The sequence below is a fragment of the Pigmentiphaga litoralis genome (genome assembly GCF_048632615.1).
Taxonomy (GTDB): Bacteria; Pseudomonadota; Gammaproteobacteria; order Burkholderiales; family Burkholderiaceae_B; genus Pigmentiphaga; species Pigmentiphaga litoralis_B.
Genome location: NZ_CP184479.1, coordinates 3461125 through 3475834, shown reverse-complemented (window position 1 = coordinate 3475834; position 14710 = coordinate 3461125). Strand labels below are relative to the sequence as shown.

Below are 14710 nucleotides of genomic sequence, written 5' to 3'. Positions count from 1 at the left end.
GTAGTCTTCAAGGCTCATGCATTCCACGGCGTGCCCGCGCGCCGTTCGTACAGGCGCCGCCATGCTTCATGGCGCGTGTCCACCGCCGTCGCACGCCTGCGCGCGCTGCATCAACGTCACCTTGAATGCCTTCCCTGTCTGCCGGGCACCCTGCTGTCCAGCCCGACGCCATTGTCGCAGCGCGCACTGTCGCCTGCCGTCCCCCAGGAGAACCCACCGATGCCAGTCAAAAAACGTCTCGTCCCTCTGATCGCCCTGTTCGCTGCCGGTTCCGCGCTTGCGCAAGCCCCCGTGAAGCAGGACAACCAATGGCGCGGCGCCATCAACGCCGGCGCCAGTGTTGCCTCGGGCAACACGGACGCGACGTCCTTCAATGTGTCCGCCAACGCAGCCAAGGCAAGCCAGGACGACAAACTCAATTTCTATCTGACGACCCTGTACGGCACGAAGAAGAATGATGGCAATCGTGAAGAAACCGCGAACCTGTTCCGCGCCGGCGCCAAGTACGACCGGAACCTGAACGAGAATGTGTTTGCCTTCGGCTCGCTCGACACCGAACACGACAAGCTGCAGGAGCTGGATCTGCGCGCCGTGACCGCGGGCGGCGTGGGTTATCACCTGATCAAGAACGAAAATACGATCTTTGACGTGTTCTCCGGTCTGACCTACAACCATGAGCGCTTCACGAGCGAGACGCGCAACAGCATGGAATTCCTGATCGGTGAAGAATCGCAGCATCGGATCACCGACACGACGTCGCTCAATCAGCGTTTCGCGCTCTATCCGAACCTGACGGACAGCGGCCTGCGCGCGCAATTCGACGCGGGCCTGGCCACCTCGATCACCAAGAAGATCGAGTTGAAGCTGACCCTGTCGAATCGTTTCCAGAGCAACCCCCGTCCTGGCATCAAGAAGACGGACACGCTGTTCCTGACCAGCATCGGGTATCGCTTCGGCGCCGACTGAGGTCTCGGTGCGATGAATCGATGGCCGCCGCTGGTATATTGATTTTTTATACCGACCCGGCCAGTGCCGCGCGCTGCCATGACGCGAAAACTCGATCTGAATCTGCTGTTGGCGCTCGATGCGCTGATGACCGAACGCAATGTGACCCGGGCCGCGGCGCGCCTGCAGACCAGCCAGCCGGCCCTGTCGGCGCAACTGGTGCGCCTGCGCGCGATGTTCGACGATCCGTTGCTGGTGGCGGGATCGCGCGGCATGACGCCCACTCCACGCGCGCTGGAAATCGCGCCCCGGCTGTCGGAGCTGATCGGCGAATTTCGCGCCATCGTCCAGCCCGATCACTTCGATCCGCTTACCTCGGAAGCGACCATACAGATAGGCAGCCCCGACGCCCTGCACAACGGGCTGGCGGCGTCGTTCGCGACCTGGGCCGAACGCGCGCCCAACATCCGCCTGGCCTTCATTCCCCTGACGCGGCTGAACAAGCCCGATATCGATCAACGCATGGCCACGGGCCAACTGGACCTGCTGTTGACGGTACTGTCGATGATGCCCGAACGCCTGCACACCCGGCATGTATCGACCGAGTCGTTCGTGTGCGCGCTGCGGGGCGACCATCCCTTCAACAAACGGGTCATGTCGATGGAAGACCTGTGCGCGCTGACCCACGTGATCGTGTCACCAATGGGCGGGAGTTTCGTGGGGGACATCGACGCGGCGCTGGCCGAACATGGCATGGCGCGCAAAGTCGTGGCGTCGGTGCCAAGCTTCATGCTGGCGACCAACATCCTGTATGAAAGCGACTTTGCCGCGGTGTTCCCGCGCACGCTGGCGTTGAGCCTGGGCAGCACGCTCAAGCTGTTCGAGTTGCCCGTGTCGATCCCCACCGGCAAGATCGCGGTGGGCTGGCATGAACGCACCCACCGCAGCCCGCCGCACAAGTGGTTCCGCGAACAGTTGATCGATGTGTTCCTGCAACGCAAACGGGCGGATGAACCCGCCAAGGTGATTCCTGGCGCGCGCATCCGCCCGCGTTAATGACAGCAGCGTCAAGGCGGCGCCGTCAGTGCACTGACGGCGCCTTTCGTTGCGTCAGGCTTTTTCGGCCTTGATGGTGTTCACCAGCGTGCCGACCTTGCCTACTTCGATCTCCACGATGTCGCCTTCCTTCATCCAGACCGGCGGGTTGCGCTTGGCGCCCACGCCGCCCGGCGTGCCGGTCACGATCACGTCGCCGGCCTTCAGGGTCGTGAAGGTCGAGATGTAGTTGATCTGGCGCGGGATGTCGAAAATCATCATGTCGGTCGACGACTTCTGCATGACCTGGCCATTCAGCCGCGTTTCAAGCGACAGCGATTCGCCGTCGGCGATTTCGTCGCGCGTCACCATCCACGGACCGAAGCCACCGGTTTCATTGAAGTTCTTGCCCGCCGTGAACTGGATGGTGTGACGCTGCCAGTCACGGATCGATCCGTCGTTGTACGGGGCGTAGCCGGCAATGTGATCCCAGGCGTCGGCCTCGGCAATGCGGCGGCCGCCCTTGCCGATGATGACGGCGATCTCGCCTTCGTAATCCAGTTCATGCGACTCTGGCGGCAGCAGGATGGGCTTGTTGTGGCCGGTCTGCGACTCGGCCACGCGCAGGAACATGGTGGGGTTTTCGGTCTTGTCGCGCTTGGTTTCCTTGACGTGGTCGTCGTAGTTCAGGCCCACGCACACGATCTTGCCGGGATCGGGAATCACCGGCAGGTAGTCGATCGCATCGAGCTTGGCCACCGGCTGTGACTGCTGCGCGCCCTGGCCCAGGCGTTGCAACGCATCGGCTTCGATCGCCGACTTCAGCGTCGGGAATTCGGCCGAAGTCAGGTCGACCACACCGTCGCCGACTACCGTGCCCCAACTGGCTTTGCCGTTGTGGACGAAGCTGAGGAATTTCATGCATGTTCTCCGGTTATGAGAGCCCTGGCGTTTCCAGGACCTGTTGCTGTAAGGGATTCGTGTCGCTCGATGCGCCGCCCTGAAGTCTGCGGCGAATCGTTGCCAAATTCAACCACTGCGTCGGCCGGATCCGCGGCGCCCGGCAGCCGGTCGGTCGTGATGCCGTACTGCTGGTATAGCGCACCGACCGCCGTCACGGTGGACGGATGCGAGGGGCCGTCGTCATCGGCAATGAAAGCCATCACGTATCGGTCAGGGCGCAGCACCATGGCGCGCGCCTGCGCGCGGCGCAGAATGCCCGCCAGCACGCCATCGCAATCGCGCGCCACGATGCCGCCATCCCGGACGCCCAACGGAAAGTCTTCGTCCTGGCGCACCAGGCGTACCGTGCGGCACGGTATCGCGCCGATCGATGGCCAGGAGACCGGCGCCGCGTCGTCATGCCAGTTGACGCAGGCAAAGCCGGCGCCCAGCCAGTCGTCCAGCAGGACGCGGCGGCCGCCCGGCAATTCGACCTGCGGTTGCGCCATCAACTGGCCTGACCGGATCGGCGCATCGAGCGCGCCGTCGGGAACGAAGAAGCCTTGCAGGAAGCGCGGCTTGGGTTTGAATTTCAGCTGCAGCACGTAGTCGCGCGCGGGCGGATACAGGCTGATCGCCTTGAGCGCCAGTTGCGCCGCCATGGCCCCCATGACCGACTTGGGCTGCATGTACTTGCCGATCAGCATGGCCATCTTGATCAAGGCCCATGCATGCGGCTTGCGTTCCGACGCATAGGTGTCGAGCAGGCTGGCATCGGCGCCGCCCCGGACGACGGCCGCCAGCTTCCACGCCAGGTTGGTTGCGTCGCGCACGCCGCTGTTCATGCCCTGGCCGGCGAACGGCGGCGTCAGGTGCGCCGCGTCGCCAGCCAGCAGCACCCTGCCCTCGCGCCACCGCTCGGCAATCCGCGAATGGAAGGTATAGACGACCTTGCGCGCAATGGTCAGGTTCGCGTCACGCGGTTCGCGATGCGCGATCCAGCTGCGCAGCCGCGCATCGTCCAGCACGAAGTCCGCGGTCTCATCCCCCTTCAGCATGAATTCGTAGCGCACGGTACCGTCGGGCCCCGGCAGCCGGATGGCGGGTCGCGCCGGATCGCAATAGGTGCGCGTATGGCGGAAGGGATCGGGCCGATCCAGCAGGTCGACGATCAGCCACTTTTCGGCAAAGGTGTTGCCGGTCAGCTTGATGCCCAGGCGTTCCCGGGTGGCGCTACGGCCACCATCGCATCCGATCAGCCAATCACAGGTCACGACGGTGGGCGCGCCGTCGGCCTCGACCTCCAGCCGCACGCCATCGTCCGTCTGCGAAAACGACAGGACCTCGTGCCGGAAGCGCACGTCGATGTGCGGAAAGCGTCTCAGCCCGTCGCGCAGTTGCGCGCACAGCACCGCCTGCCGGAACGCATTGCGTTTGGTATAGCCGTATTCCCGCGACGTGGGTTCCACCTTGGCGAACGGCTTGCCCGACCACGAAAAGTAATGGACGCCGTAGCCTTGCACGATCTGCGTCAACGCCTCGTCGACCAGCCCGGCGGTCTGCAGCGTGCGCAGGCTTTCGTCATCGATGGACACGGCGCGCGGCTCGTCCACCGTCGACGGATTGCGGTCCAGCACCATGGCCGGCACACCATAGGTGCCAAGCAGATTGGCCAGCACCAGCCCGGTGGGCCCGGCGCCAAGAATGACGATCGGGATATGGCGGGGAGTCGGGGTCATCGTTGTCTGCCTTTCTTGTTGCGCGCTTTCAGGCGCTCTTCCTCGATGCGCGACTCGATGGTCGCGGCCGCTGTCACGACCCGCGTCAGCACTGACTTGCGGCGTGCATCGGTCAGGTCCTGCGCGGGGGTCACGACACTCAGGCTGCCCAGTACCCGCACGCCATCCATCAGCGGCGCGGCAAAACCCGCCAGGCCGCGATCCAGTTCGCTTTCCGTCACGTAGTAGCCATCGTTGCGGATGGCCTGCATCGCGTCCCGCAAGCCGTCGTAGGTCGGCGGCAAGCCGGCCGCCAGCATCTCGTCCGCATCCCGTTCCCACAGTGCCTCCAGCGCACTGTCCTGCAGGTGCGCCAGAATGATCTTGGACGTGGCCCCGCGGTACAACGGCATCGCACGCCCGCGTTCATAGCTGACCGGGGTCTGCCCCGCCTGCGTGGCTTCCTGGTGGATGCAGAGCACCTTGGCTCCATGCACGCGGCACAACAACACGGTGCCGCCGGTCTCGTCGGCCAGCTTGCGCAGCAGGGTGCCCGACGCATTGAGCAACGGGTCGGCCAGGCGGATCTGCCGGTCCAGCTCCACGATCAACGAGCCCAGCGCATAGCCGCGATCGGCCACCCGTTCCAGCAATCCCGCCTGCTCCAGGTCGGCCAGGTCGCGATAGATGCTGGCGCGCGAGACGCCCAGTTCATCCATCAGTTCGGCGGGCTTGAGCACGGGACGCGACAAGTCGAAGGACGCCAGGATGCGCAGCAGTCGGCTACGGCCCCCATGGTCAATCGCGCATGATGGCTTTGCCCCACAGGTTCAGGGTGCGCTCTTCGTGCACCCAGACGCCGGCCGGACGTTCCGATTCGCATACTTCGATCTCTGCCGAAATTTCGGCCAGATTGCCGTCGGGATCGCGCACCATGAAGAACACGTCATTGCCCGGACCATGGCGGCCGATGCCCCACACGATAGGCACGCGCAGCTCGGCCATCCGGTCGCCCCACACGCGCATGTCGGCCCAGGTATCGGTCTCGAAGGACTGATGGTCGAAACCCGCCGCTGGTGCGCCGAACAGCGCCAGGGAATGGTGCAGATGTTCGGTGCGCAGAAAGCACGCGCGCACGGCGCCGGTCGGGTCGTGCACTTCGTCGGACAGCACGAAACCCAGGGTCTGATAGAAGGCCAGCATGACCTGCGGCTGCGTCGTACGCAGCGCGAAGTGCTGCAGGATGGCCTGGGGCATGCCGTCGGCGCCGGCGGCGCCATGGGATCCGGACGCCGCATCTGACGCCACGTCGGGCGCCGAGAACACGATCACGTTGCCGTCGGGGTCGCGGATGGCGATCGCGTCGGACGCGGGCCGCGCCAGCGTCGGCACGTCGATCTGCGCCGCGCCGGGAACCTTGTCCCGGAAGGCAAGCCAGGCCGGCATGTCGTTGAAGGTGTAGTGCGCGTAGGCCAGCTGGTTGGCCGCGCCGCGGGTCAATGCGATCACGCGGCCCGGTCCGCTGCACACGATGGCGTCGCCGGCGTGCGCTTGCGTCATGCCATACGTGTTGCAGTAGAACGCGGCCATGGCCGCGGGATCGGGAGTCGTCACGTTCAAGTGATTGAGGGAAGCGCGCAGTTCCATGATGGTTTCCGCCGTTTGCTGCAATGCCCGCACTATCTGGCCGGACGCCAACAGCGTCAACGAAATTTCTCACGGGCTGAGACGAATCGGGAAAACCCTGGTCATTCCAACGCCTGTCATACCTGGCTGAAACGCAGAAATCTTTGTTGTCTGAACACAGGGCAACCACATTGTTCTTTGTATCCGACATGACCAGAATGAGCGCCTGCATACCGGTGATGGCCTCGCTGCCTTCACTGTCCCTATATCCATTGCTGGAGACACGCATGACCTTTCGCCCCGCCCCCTGTCCCTCCGTTCGCACCGCGCCTGCCCGGGCGACGTGGCGCTTGAGCGCCGCCGCGTGCGCAGCCGTGGTCGGCCTCGTAGCCGCGAACGGCGCGCATGCCGATGCTGGCGCCTTTCCTGCCAAGCCGGTGCGCATGGTCGTGGGTTTTGCCGCTGGCGGCGGCGCCGACGTGGTGGCGCGTCTGGTCGGGGCGAAGATGTCGGAAAGCATGGGCCAGCAGGTCGTCGTGGAAAATCGTCCAGGCGCTACCGGCACCATTGCTGCCGACAGCGTGGCGCGGTCCCCTGCCGACGGCTATTCGCTGTTCCTGGGATCGCAGTCGACCATGGTGATCGCCCCCAACATCTACCCCAAGCTGCCATTCGATCCGCTCAAAAGTTTCACGCCGGTATCGCAACTGGTGTCCATGCCGCTGTTGCTGGTGGTCAACCCGGCGAAGGTCAGCGCCAAAACGGTCGAAGAACTGACGAAGCAGATCAAGGCCAATCCAAGCTCGATGTCGTATGCGTCGTCGGGCGCGGGCGGGCCGCAGCACATCGCGGGTGAACTGTACAAACACATGCTGCGCGCCGACGTCACGCACGTGCCGTATTCGGGCGAATCAGGCGCGATCGCCGACGTGCTGGGCGGCCACATTCCATACATGTTCGCCAACCTGCCGGTCGCCATGCCGCACATCCAGGCCGGCAAGCTGCGCGCATTGGCCATTACCAGCCTGCAGCGCAACCCGACGGCGCCCGACATTCCAACCATGGTGGAAGCCGGCATGAAGGACTTTGAAGTACTGACCTGGTACGGTGTGTTCGCCCCGGCCAAGACGCCCGCGCCCGTCGTGCAGAAGCTTTACAGCGAAATGCAGCAAGCCCTGGCCAAGCCTGACCTGAAAGCCAAACTGGCCGATCAGAGCCTGACGACCGTGGCCAGCACTCCGGCCGACTTCAGCCGCTTCGTCCAGAACGAAGTGCCGAAGTGGTCCACGCTGATCAAGGAATTCGGCATCAAGGCCGAGTGATCCTGCGCGTTCCCCATCCATTCGAGGCATCCATGATCGACATTTCCGAGAAACAAGTCACCGGACCCGTGATCCGCCTGCACCACGCCGACAATGTGGTGGTGGCGCGCGTTCCGCTGGGCATCGGCACCGCCATTCCATCCGAAGGCATCACCGCCCGCAGCCAGGTGCCCGCCGGTCACAAGATCGCGGCGCGGGCGCTGACCGCCGGCGAACCCATCCTGAAATACAACGTCTGTATCGGCTTTGCCGCGACCGACATTCCGGCCGGCACCTACCTGCATTCGCACAACACCGTGTTCCGCGAGTTCGACCGTGACTACGCCCACGGCCGCGACTATGTCGAAACGCCGGTGCTGCCGCCCGAGCAACGCGCCACTTTCCAGGGCATCGTGCGGGCCGACGGACAAGTTGCTACCCGCAACTACATCGGCATCCTGTCGACCGTGAACTGTTCCGCCACGGTGGTGCATCACATTGCCGAAGCTTTCAACGATCGCCGGCTGGCCGACTTCCCGAATGTGGACGGCGTGGTGGCGCTCAGCCATGGGCTGGGCTGTGGCATGGAGATGTCGGGCGAACCGATGGACCTGCTTCGCCGCACCATTGGCGGCTTTGCGCATCATCCGAACTTTGCCGCGGTGCTGATCGTCGGGCTGGGTTGCGAACGCAATCAGTTGAACCTGCTCATGAAAGACCAGGGCCTGAGCGATGGCGCGCGTCTGCATACCTTCGTGATGCAGGACACCGGCGGCACCCGCAAGACCATCGAAGCCGGCATTGCCGCGATCGAAAAACTGCTGCCCGACGCCAACAACGTGAAGCGAGAAACCGTCAGCGCCAGCCACCTGAAGATCGGCCTGCAATGCGGCGGATCGGACGGCTTTTCATCGATCACCGCGAACCCGGCGCTGGGCGCGGCCATGGACATTTTGGTGCGCCATGGCGGCACCGCCATCCTGTCCGAAACGCCGGAAATCTACGGCGTCGAGCACACCCTGACCAGCCGCGCCCGCACGCGGGAAGTCGGCGAAAAACTGGTGGAGCGTATCCGCTGGTGGAAAGAAGAGTATTCGCCCGGCCGGGACGTGCAGATCAATGGCGCGGTCAGCCCGGGCAACCAGATGGGTGGCCTGGCCAATATCTTTGAAAAGTCGCTGGGCTCGTCCATGAAGGGCGGCACGACCGGCCTGATGGAGGTGTACCGCTACGCCGAACGCGTCACACAACCGGGCTTCGTCTTCATGGACACCCCAGGCTTCGATCCCGTGTCGGCCACCGGCCAGATCGCGGGGGCGCCAACCTGATCTGCTTCACGACCGGACGCGGGTCGATGTTCGGCGCCAAGCCGGTGCCGTCGATCAAGCTGGCGACCAACACGCCCATGTACGAACGGCTGACCGAAGACATGGACGTGAACTGCGGAGACATCGTCGACGGCACGGCCACCCTGCAGGAAGTCGGGCAGCGCATTTTCGAGCAGATCCTGCGCACCGCGTCGGGCGAGCGCAGCAAGAGCGAACTGCTGGGGCTGGGCAACCACGAGTTCGTGCCGTGGAACATTGGCGTGGTCAGCTGATCCTGACGGCGCCCGTGTCCAGCAGCCATGCGCGGAATACGTCCATGGCGTGGGTGACCGGCCGGGACTTGAGGCGTGTCAGCCAATAGCCCCCGGTCGAAATGTCCAGATCAAGAGGCCGCACCAGGCGGCCTTGCTGCAGGTCCCGCGCGAACATGCGCGTGGGCAGCAGGGCGACCCCTTCGCCCTGCGCGGCCGCTTCCGCCAGGGTCAGCGACGAATCGAATACCGTGCCCCGCAAGACCGGACACGGCACGCCCGCCTGATCGAACCACCGCGACCATTCATCGGACCGATACGACCGCAGCAGGACTTCGCGCGCCAGGTCGGCGGGACTGCGCACGCGCTCGGCAACCGAGGGCGCACAGGCCGGCGATAACGGTGCATCGAATACGTATTCCGCGTCAGTTCCATGCCATGCCCCATCACCGAAACGGATCGCGTAGTCCAGCCCTTCCCCCGCCAGGTCGACACGATTGTTGTTGGTGAACAGCCGGAAGTCCACGAAGGGGTGCGCCTGCTGAAAGGCCCGCAGGCGCGGCAGCAGCCAGCCGATCGCAAACGTTCCGACTGCGCCCACCGTCAGCACTTCGCGGGCGCGCTGGTCGCTGCATTGCTCGAGGAGACTGGCGATACGCGTGAACGCATCGGTCAGGCCCGGCAGCATGGCCAGGCCTTCATCCGTCAAGGCCAGCCCGCGTGGCAAGCGACGGAACAGCGGCGCCCCCACCCGGTCTTCCAGATTCTTGACGTGCTGGCTGATGGCGGTTTGCGTCACGTTCAACTCGGCCGCGGCCCGCGTGAAGCTCAGGTTGCGCGCGGACGCTTCGAAGGCGCGCAAGGCGTTGAGTGGCAAGTGCATGGTGGCGATGCCCCGGTTTTTCTTGGGTGTGAGCGAGATTATCGTTGATTGCGGCGCCGGTTCGCGGACGCTATCTTCTCGCCTCACCGCCGCATGACGCCTCATGCCCCTGTCACAAACAACGGAGACGACCCATGGACCGACGACATTTTTCCCTGACCGTGGGCGCCGGGCTGCTTGGCCTGGCCACCGGCGGCTGCACCCAGAAAATCTGGGCCAACAGCGGTGCACACCAAGAAGCGGCCGAGGCCGGGCCACACCCGACCGCCAACACGCCCTACGCTGCCAATCCGCGCGCTGCCGACGCGGCCCGACACTTTGCCGCCCTCGAACAGGCAACCGGATGCCGCCTGGGCGTCGGCGTGATCGACACCCACACCGGCATGCAGTACGGCTATCGCCAGGACGAACGTTTCCCCATGTGCAGCACCTTCAAGACCCTGGCGTCGGGATTCGTGCTGCATCGGGTCGACCAGGGACAGGAACGGCTCGATCGCCGCGTGCGGTTCTCCAGCAAGGATCTGGTCGATTACTCGCCTGGCACGGAAAAGCATGCGGGTGGGGAGGGCATGACCGTTTTCGACATCTGCGCGGTCATGACCACGCTCAGCGACAACACGGCAGCCAATCTGATGCTGGCCAGCTTTGGCGGCCCCGCCGGCCTGACCGCCTGGCTGCGGTCCATCGGCGACAAAACGACCCGCCTGGACCGGAACGAGCCCAGCCTGAACAGCGCGATTCCGGGCGACCCGCGTGACACGACCACCCCGGCCGCCATGGCCGCCACGTTGCGGGCGCTGGCGCTGGGATCGGTGCTGTCGGCGGCATCGCGGGAGCAATTCGTGGCGTGGCTGGTGGGGAACCGGACGGGCGATACCCGGCTGCGCGCGGGCGTGCCAGCGGGCTGGACGGTGGGCGACAAGACCGGCACCGGCACCCATGGCACCCATAACGACATTGCGGTGATGTGGCCGGCGGGAAGGCAGGCCGGCGCCGGGCAGGCGGACGGCGGCAAGGCGCCGGGTGGGGCCACGGCGAGAGGCCCGGTGATCGTGACGACCTATCTGACCGAAGCGGCGGCGGCGGCCCCGGCAAGGCGGGACGCGGCCATTGTCGAGGTGGCCAGGTGGGTGGCGGCCTCGGCCAGGTGATCAGGCAGGAAAGGAATGACCGGGACGGCTAGGGACGCGGGAGTCGCCGGACGGAGCGTGCTCCGCGGCAGCGCCCTGATCACCCTGCGGATGTTCAGCGGAGTCACGCGGGTCCAGGACGCGGACACCGCGCGCGATCCCCACGCCCAGAAACACCAGCGTGCCCACGCACACCGCAACCATCAGGATCCACAAGCCGTCCGACATCGTCATTTTCTTATCCAGTGGGGAGGAGCCGTGAAGGGCCCGTTGTCCGTATCCCAGCTTTTATCGACCGAATGAACTAGAACGTTAGAGTTAGTTACGAATTAGTCTTTTCCAAATTTAGCGCGTTCGCCTTGACCGCGCCAGATGTGCAAACCCGGTATCGTTGGGTCCCTGTTGTTATCCCGCGGATTGCCGATGGATACCCGATATGTGCAGAGCTTCATCACCGTGGTCGAATGCGGCTCGCTGGCCGAGGCCGCACGGCGGCTCGACCTGACGCCGGCGGCCATTGCCGCCCGGGTCAAAGCCCTGGAAGAAGACCTGGGCGTCGCGCTCGTCAAACGCGCGGGCCGCAACGTCAAAGCCACCGAGGCCGGCCTCAAGGTCATGGAGCGGGCCCGCCAGGTCCTGCGCGAAGTGCGTGACCTGCATGCCGCCGCCACCGACGACACGCCGCTGGGTGAATTCCGGCTGGGCGCGTCCACGTCGGCCCTGATCGGCCTGCTGCCGCCCGTGCTTCGTCGCGTGTACGACACCCACCCCAAACTGGCCATCTACGTGGAGCCGGGCACATCCCGCGATCTGTATCACCGGACGACGGCGGGCGATCTGGACGCCACCTTGATTGTCGAACCCCAGTTCGCGATTCCCAAGGAATACGAATGGCGCCTGCTGGCCGAAGAACCGCTGGTGGTGCTGGCACCCGCCCATCTGGCCGATCACGATGCGCACGCCGTGATGGCGAGCGAACCCTTCATTCGGTACGACCGGTCGGTGTGGGGAGGCAGGATGGCCGATCGCTACCTGCGCCAGCATGGCATCCGGCCGCATGAACGGCTGGAAATCGATGGGCTGATGGCCATCTCGTCCATGGTCGCGCAGGGCCTGGGCGTGTCGCTGGTGCCGGACTGGGCGCCAGCCTGGCTCGACACCTTGCCGCTGGTCAAGCTGCGCCTGCCCGATCCCGCGCCGGTGCGGCGCATGGGGTTGTTATGGGCCGGCCGGGCGCCGCATGCACAACTGGCGCGGGTGTTTTACGCCTGTGCGCAGGCGCAGTTGGAATTGCCGGGCTAAGGCAGCCCGGGGATCGACGCCGGGGAACGTCCGCCGGCGCGCCCGCGCCAGTGACGAACCGGCCCCGAACGGCTTACCACCCCGCTTGCGCAGCCCTTCCGCCGTGGCGGCGTCCGCCGGTTTTGCCAGCAAGCCGCCGCGGCCGTTGAACAGCACCGTGTAGTGCGCGTTGTCGAACATGGGCATCCACGTCGCGCTGCCGAACTGGGCGTCGACGAAGGGCAGCCAGGTCGGGAATCGTTTCTTGAGCGACCAGAGATCGGGCGCCGCTGCATTACCGAGTTCATAGGCGGAGCGAGGCGCGGTGCGTTCCTGCTCGATGGCGTCATAGCGGCCCGACAGACGCTCCAGCCGATACAAGGAAGGCACGCCGGCCAGCGCGGCTGGCAACTGCCAGCGCAAGACGCGGGCGTCCATCATCCAGGCATCCCCGTTGATCGTGAATTCATGCACGGCGGGCGGCGCGCCGATCACGTCATGGCTGTTGAGCGTGACCGTTGCCACGAACTGCTGCGGACCTTGCTGCTTGAGGGTGATCACTGCGACGGGCTCGTCGTCGAACAGTTGCAGATAGCGGTAGACGGTAAAGCCCAGGAAGGCCGAAAGCAGCCCCGTCAACAGGACCAGCAAGCCGATGAACCGGCGTACCGGCTTCAGGCGGGGACCGCCCTCGCGGCGGGGCCGGCGCCCACCGAAAAGCCACGTCGATCCGATCAGGATCAGCACCAGGGCGACGGCGGCAAGGGCAACAAACGGTGAGATCTCGGGCATATGCTCGCTGTGTGGGTTCAAGAAGGTATCAAAAGAACGGTCAGTGCCGGGCGAGCACGCTATCGATCACCCCGTCTGTGGCCTCGTCACTCGGCCGATCCCTGTAGCAATGATGGCACTGCCACCGCGCGGCCGATGCGTCGTCCGGCATCGATCACCAGGTCGTTCAGCTGCGCCTTGTTGACCAGGTCGTAGCGCTGCTTGCGCAGCACCGCGGCGACCGCGGCCAGGATGGCGCCTTCGCCATCGAACACCGGCGCGGCCACGGCCACCACACCCGGATCCAGTTCGCCGATCGACACCGCAAATCCCTGCTTGCGGATCGTGGTCCAGCTTGCGCGGCGTTCGGCCAGGTCATCGGGCGGAGGATCCTGGGCCGCCATGCCGCGTTGATAGATACGTTGCTGCTGGGCGCGGGGCAGCCAGGCCAGCAGGCACTTGGACAGCGCTCCGCGCAGCAACGGCATGGGCCGGCCCCGGCCATAGCTCAGGCTCATGCCTTCCGGCCCGGCATGATGGTGCGTCGTCACGAAGTGGTCGCCGTAGCACGCCGCCAGCGTGGCGTCGCCGCCCGTGGCCAGGACCAGATCGGCCATGACCGGTTTGGCGGCGCCCAGCACCGGATCGGCTTCACGCATCGAATAATCCAGCTCGATGATGCGCGGCCCCAGCCCGTAGGCGCCCACCCCTATACGCGCGATCAGCCCCGCACGCACCAATTCTGCAATGTAGCGATAGCCGGTCGGCTGCGAATACCCAAGGCGTGCGCAGATCGTGTCGGCGTCCAGCGTCGGCACGTTCTTCTCGAACAGGGTCAGCACGGCAAGCATGCGGGTCAGGCTGGACATGGCGGGTCAGTGATCCAGCTTGTGTTCGACCAGCAGTTGCGTGCAGTCGGCCATCAGCTGTTCGGCCAGCGGCGGTCGCTCGCCCCCTTCAAAGGCCTGGCGCAGCGCCGCGCACAGCATCGCGATATGTTCCGGCGCCTGGGTGCGGACCAACTGCTTGTAGAAGCGGCTGGAATAACTGAGGAAACGCGCCCGCGTGATCAGGCTGACGTTGCGGTCATTCTTGTCCAGCCAGCGTGACAGCACGCTTGAATGATCGTCATCAGGCATGTCGCGGCCGGTGCGCTGCCGGTCCAGCAAGGGCGCGGCCACGAGGACGAACATCAGGAGCCGGCGGTCCTGGGGCGTAAGAGTGGTCGTAAACATGCAGCAGGGGCCTCATACGACGCGGCGGCACCTCCGCCGCGTAGGGTGACACTGTAACCCCTGGCGGAAACGCCCTTGGTTGAGCAATGCCGCAGCCGGCAACGACCACGCCCTTTAAATCACTAGATAGTTAACTAAGCGGGACGGCGCGATCACGGATCGGCCCCTCGCCCACCTGGATGATCCCGCGATCACCTTCACGCACACACCGTATGACCCTTAAGGGTATCTCCTGATCCAGCGACCGCAGGTACGGATTGACGT

Annotated in this window: 14 protein-coding genes and 1 pseudogene; 6 read left to right on the top strand and 9 right to left on the bottom strand. The window is 65.1% G+C overall.

What is annotated here, in order from left to right; translation table 11 throughout:
* Window positions 1–219: 219 nt before the first annotated feature.
* On the top strand, window positions 220–966 hold the full coding sequence (locus ACNANG_RS15845) for a DUF481 domain-containing protein (RefSeq protein ID WP_420223793.1): 747 nt from the start codon (window positions 220–222) through the stop codon (window positions 964–966).
* 78 nt (window positions 967–1044) lie between these two features.
* Window positions 1045–2001, top strand: coding sequence for a LysR family transcriptional regulator (locus ACNANG_RS15840; protein ID WP_420223792.1), 957 nt, complete (start codon window positions 1045–1047; stop codon window positions 1999–2001).
* Between the two features lie 54 nt (window positions 2002–2055).
* Here ACNANG_RS15840 and ACNANG_RS15835 read toward each other — a convergent pair whose 3' ends face one another.
* Genes ACNANG_RS15835 through ACNANG_RS15820 form a run of 4 tightly spaced genes read right to left on the bottom strand, consistent with a single transcriptional unit; the run spans window position 2056 to window position 6287 of the window.
* A complete protein-coding gene (locus tag ACNANG_RS15835; RefSeq protein ID WP_420223791.1) occupies window positions 2056–2901 on the bottom strand; it encodes a fumarylacetoacetate hydrolase family protein in 846 nt (281 codons plus the stop codon).
* Window positions 2898–4661 carry a bifunctional 3-(3-hydroxy-phenyl)propionate/3-hydroxycinnamic acid hydroxylase gene (locus tag ACNANG_RS15830; protein WP_420223790.1) on the bottom strand — a complete coding sequence of 588 codons (1764 nt, stop codon included), beginning with the start codon at window positions 4659–4661 and terminating at the stop codon, window positions 2898–2900. Before ACNANG_RS15830 ends, ACNANG_RS15835 begins: the two co-directional genes overlap by 4 nt.
* Entirely contained in the window at window positions 4658–5392 is a 735-nt protein-coding gene (locus ACNANG_RS15825) for an IclR family transcriptional regulator (RefSeq protein WP_420223789.1), read from the bottom strand. The genes ACNANG_RS15830 and ACNANG_RS15825 overlap by 4 nt, the downstream gene beginning before the upstream one ends.
* 46 nt (window positions 5393–5438) lie before the next feature.
* Window positions 5439–6287 (bottom strand): VOC family protein, encoded by an 849-nt coding sequence (locus tag ACNANG_RS15820; protein ID WP_420223788.1) that lies wholly within the window; start codon window positions 6285–6287, stop codon window positions 5439–5441.
* A 266-nt stretch (window positions 6288–6553) separates the two neighbouring features.
* Here ACNANG_RS15820 and ACNANG_RS15815 point away from each other — a divergent pair, with 266 nt between their 5' ends.
* Both ACNANG_RS15815 and ACNANG_RS15810 read left to right on the top strand, forming a co-directional pair.
* The gene (locus ACNANG_RS15815) at window positions 6554–7588 is read left to right on the top strand and encodes a Bug family tripartite tricarboxylate transporter substrate binding protein (protein WP_420223787.1); all 1035 of its coding nucleotides are present in this window, start codon (window positions 6554–6556) and stop codon (window positions 7586–7588) included.
* A 32-nt stretch (window positions 7589–7620) separates the two neighbouring features.
* Window positions 7621–9167: pseudogene (locus tag ACNANG_RS15810) on the top strand (UxaA family hydrolase).
* Here the strand turns inward: ACNANG_RS15810 and ACNANG_RS15805 are convergent.
* Complete coding sequence (locus tag ACNANG_RS15805; RefSeq protein ID WP_420223786.1) at window positions 9160–10029, bottom strand: LysR substrate-binding domain-containing protein; 870 nt, start codon at window positions 10027–10029, stop codon at window positions 9160–9162. The pseudogene ACNANG_RS15810 and the gene ACNANG_RS15805 overlap by 8 nt on opposite strands.
* A 134-nt stretch (window positions 10030–10163) precedes the next feature.
* On the opposite strand from ACNANG_RS15805, the gene bla reads away from it, so the two are divergent.
* Window positions 10164–11180, top strand: a complete 1017-nt coding sequence (gene bla, locus ACNANG_RS15800) for a class A beta-lactamase (RefSeq protein WP_420223785.1) — start codon at window positions 10164–10166, stop codon at window positions 11178–11180.
* Here the strand turns inward: bla and ACNANG_RS15795 are convergent, their stop codons facing one another.
* The gene (locus ACNANG_RS15795; protein WP_420223784.1) at window positions 11181–11393 is read right to left on the bottom strand and encodes a hypothetical protein; all 213 of its coding nucleotides are present in this window, start codon (window positions 11391–11393) and stop codon (window positions 11181–11183) included.
* Between the two features lie 189 nt (window positions 11394–11582).
* Here ACNANG_RS15795 and ACNANG_RS15790 point away from each other — a divergent pair, with 189 nt between their 5' ends.
* Window positions 11583–12461, top strand: a complete 879-nt coding sequence (locus tag ACNANG_RS15790; protein WP_420223783.1) for a LysR family transcriptional regulator — start codon at window positions 11583–11585, stop codon at window positions 12459–12461.
* On the opposite strand, the gene ACNANG_RS15785 is transcribed toward ACNANG_RS15790, so the two are convergent.
* From ACNANG_RS15785 to ACNANG_RS15775, 3 genes are all read right to left on the bottom strand, one after another.
* Window positions 12378–13253 (bottom strand): hypothetical protein, encoded by an 876-nt coding sequence (locus ACNANG_RS15785; protein ID WP_420223782.1) that lies wholly within the window; start codon window positions 13251–13253, stop codon window positions 12378–12380. The two genes, ACNANG_RS15790 and ACNANG_RS15785, sit on opposite strands and share 84 nt — an antisense overlap.
* A gap of 65 nt (window positions 13254–13318) precedes the next feature.
* Entirely contained in the window at window positions 13319–14080 is a 762-nt protein-coding gene (locus ACNANG_RS15780) for an IclR family transcriptional regulator (protein WP_420223781.1), read from the bottom strand.
* 6 nt (window positions 14081–14086) lie between these two features.
* Window positions 14087–14446 carry a hypothetical protein gene (locus tag ACNANG_RS15775; RefSeq protein ID WP_420223780.1) on the bottom strand — a complete coding sequence of 120 codons (360 nt, stop codon included), beginning with the start codon at window positions 14444–14446 and terminating at the stop codon, window positions 14087–14089.
* Window positions 14447–14710: the final 264 nt, after the last annotated feature.

Bases quoted from the DNA above. Each gene is read 5' to 3' on its own strand.
- ACNANG_RS15845 (WP_420223793.1), top strand. From the start codon at position 220: ATGCCAGTCAAAAAACGTCTCGTCCCTCTGATCGCCCTGTTCGCTGCC.
- ACNANG_RS15840 (WP_420223792.1), top strand. From the start codon at position 1,045: ATGACGCGAAAACTCGATCTGAATCTGCTGTTGGCGCTCGATGCGCTG.
- ACNANG_RS15835 (WP_420223791.1), bottom strand. From the start codon at position 2,901: ATGAAATTCCTCAGCTTCGTCCACAACGGCAAAGCCAGTTGGGGCACG.
- ACNANG_RS15830 (WP_420223790.1), bottom strand. From the start codon at position 4,661: ATGACCCCGACTCCCCGCCATATCCCGATCGTCATTCTTGGCGCCGGG.
- ACNANG_RS15820 (WP_420223788.1), bottom strand. From the start codon at position 6,287: ATGGAACTGCGCGCTTCCCTCAATCACTTGAACGTGACGACTCCCGAT.
- ACNANG_RS15815 (WP_420223787.1), top strand. From the start codon at position 6,554: ATGACCTTTCGCCCCGCCCCCTGTCCCTCCGTTCGCACCGCGCCTGCC.
- ACNANG_RS15805 (WP_420223786.1), bottom strand. From the start codon at position 10,029: ATGCACTTGCCACTCAACGCCTTGCGCGCCTTCGAAGCGTCCGCGCGC.
- bla (WP_420223785.1), top strand. From the start codon at position 10,164: ATGGACCGACGACATTTTTCCCTGACCGTGGGCGCCGGGCTGCTTGGC.
- ACNANG_RS15795 (WP_420223784.1), bottom strand. From the start codon at position 11,393: ATGACGATGTCGGACGGCTTGTGGATCCTGATGGTTGCGGTGTGCGTG.
- ACNANG_RS15790 (WP_420223783.1), top strand. From the start codon at position 11,583: ATGGATACCCGATATGTGCAGAGCTTCATCACCGTGGTCGAATGCGGC.
- ACNANG_RS15780 (WP_420223781.1), bottom strand. From the start codon at position 14,080: ATGTCCAGCCTGACCCGCATGCTTGCCGTGCTGACCCTGTTCGAGAAG.
- ACNANG_RS15775 (WP_420223780.1), bottom strand. From the start codon at position 14,446: ATGTTTACGACCACTCTTACGCCCCAGGACCGCCGGCTCCTGATGTTC.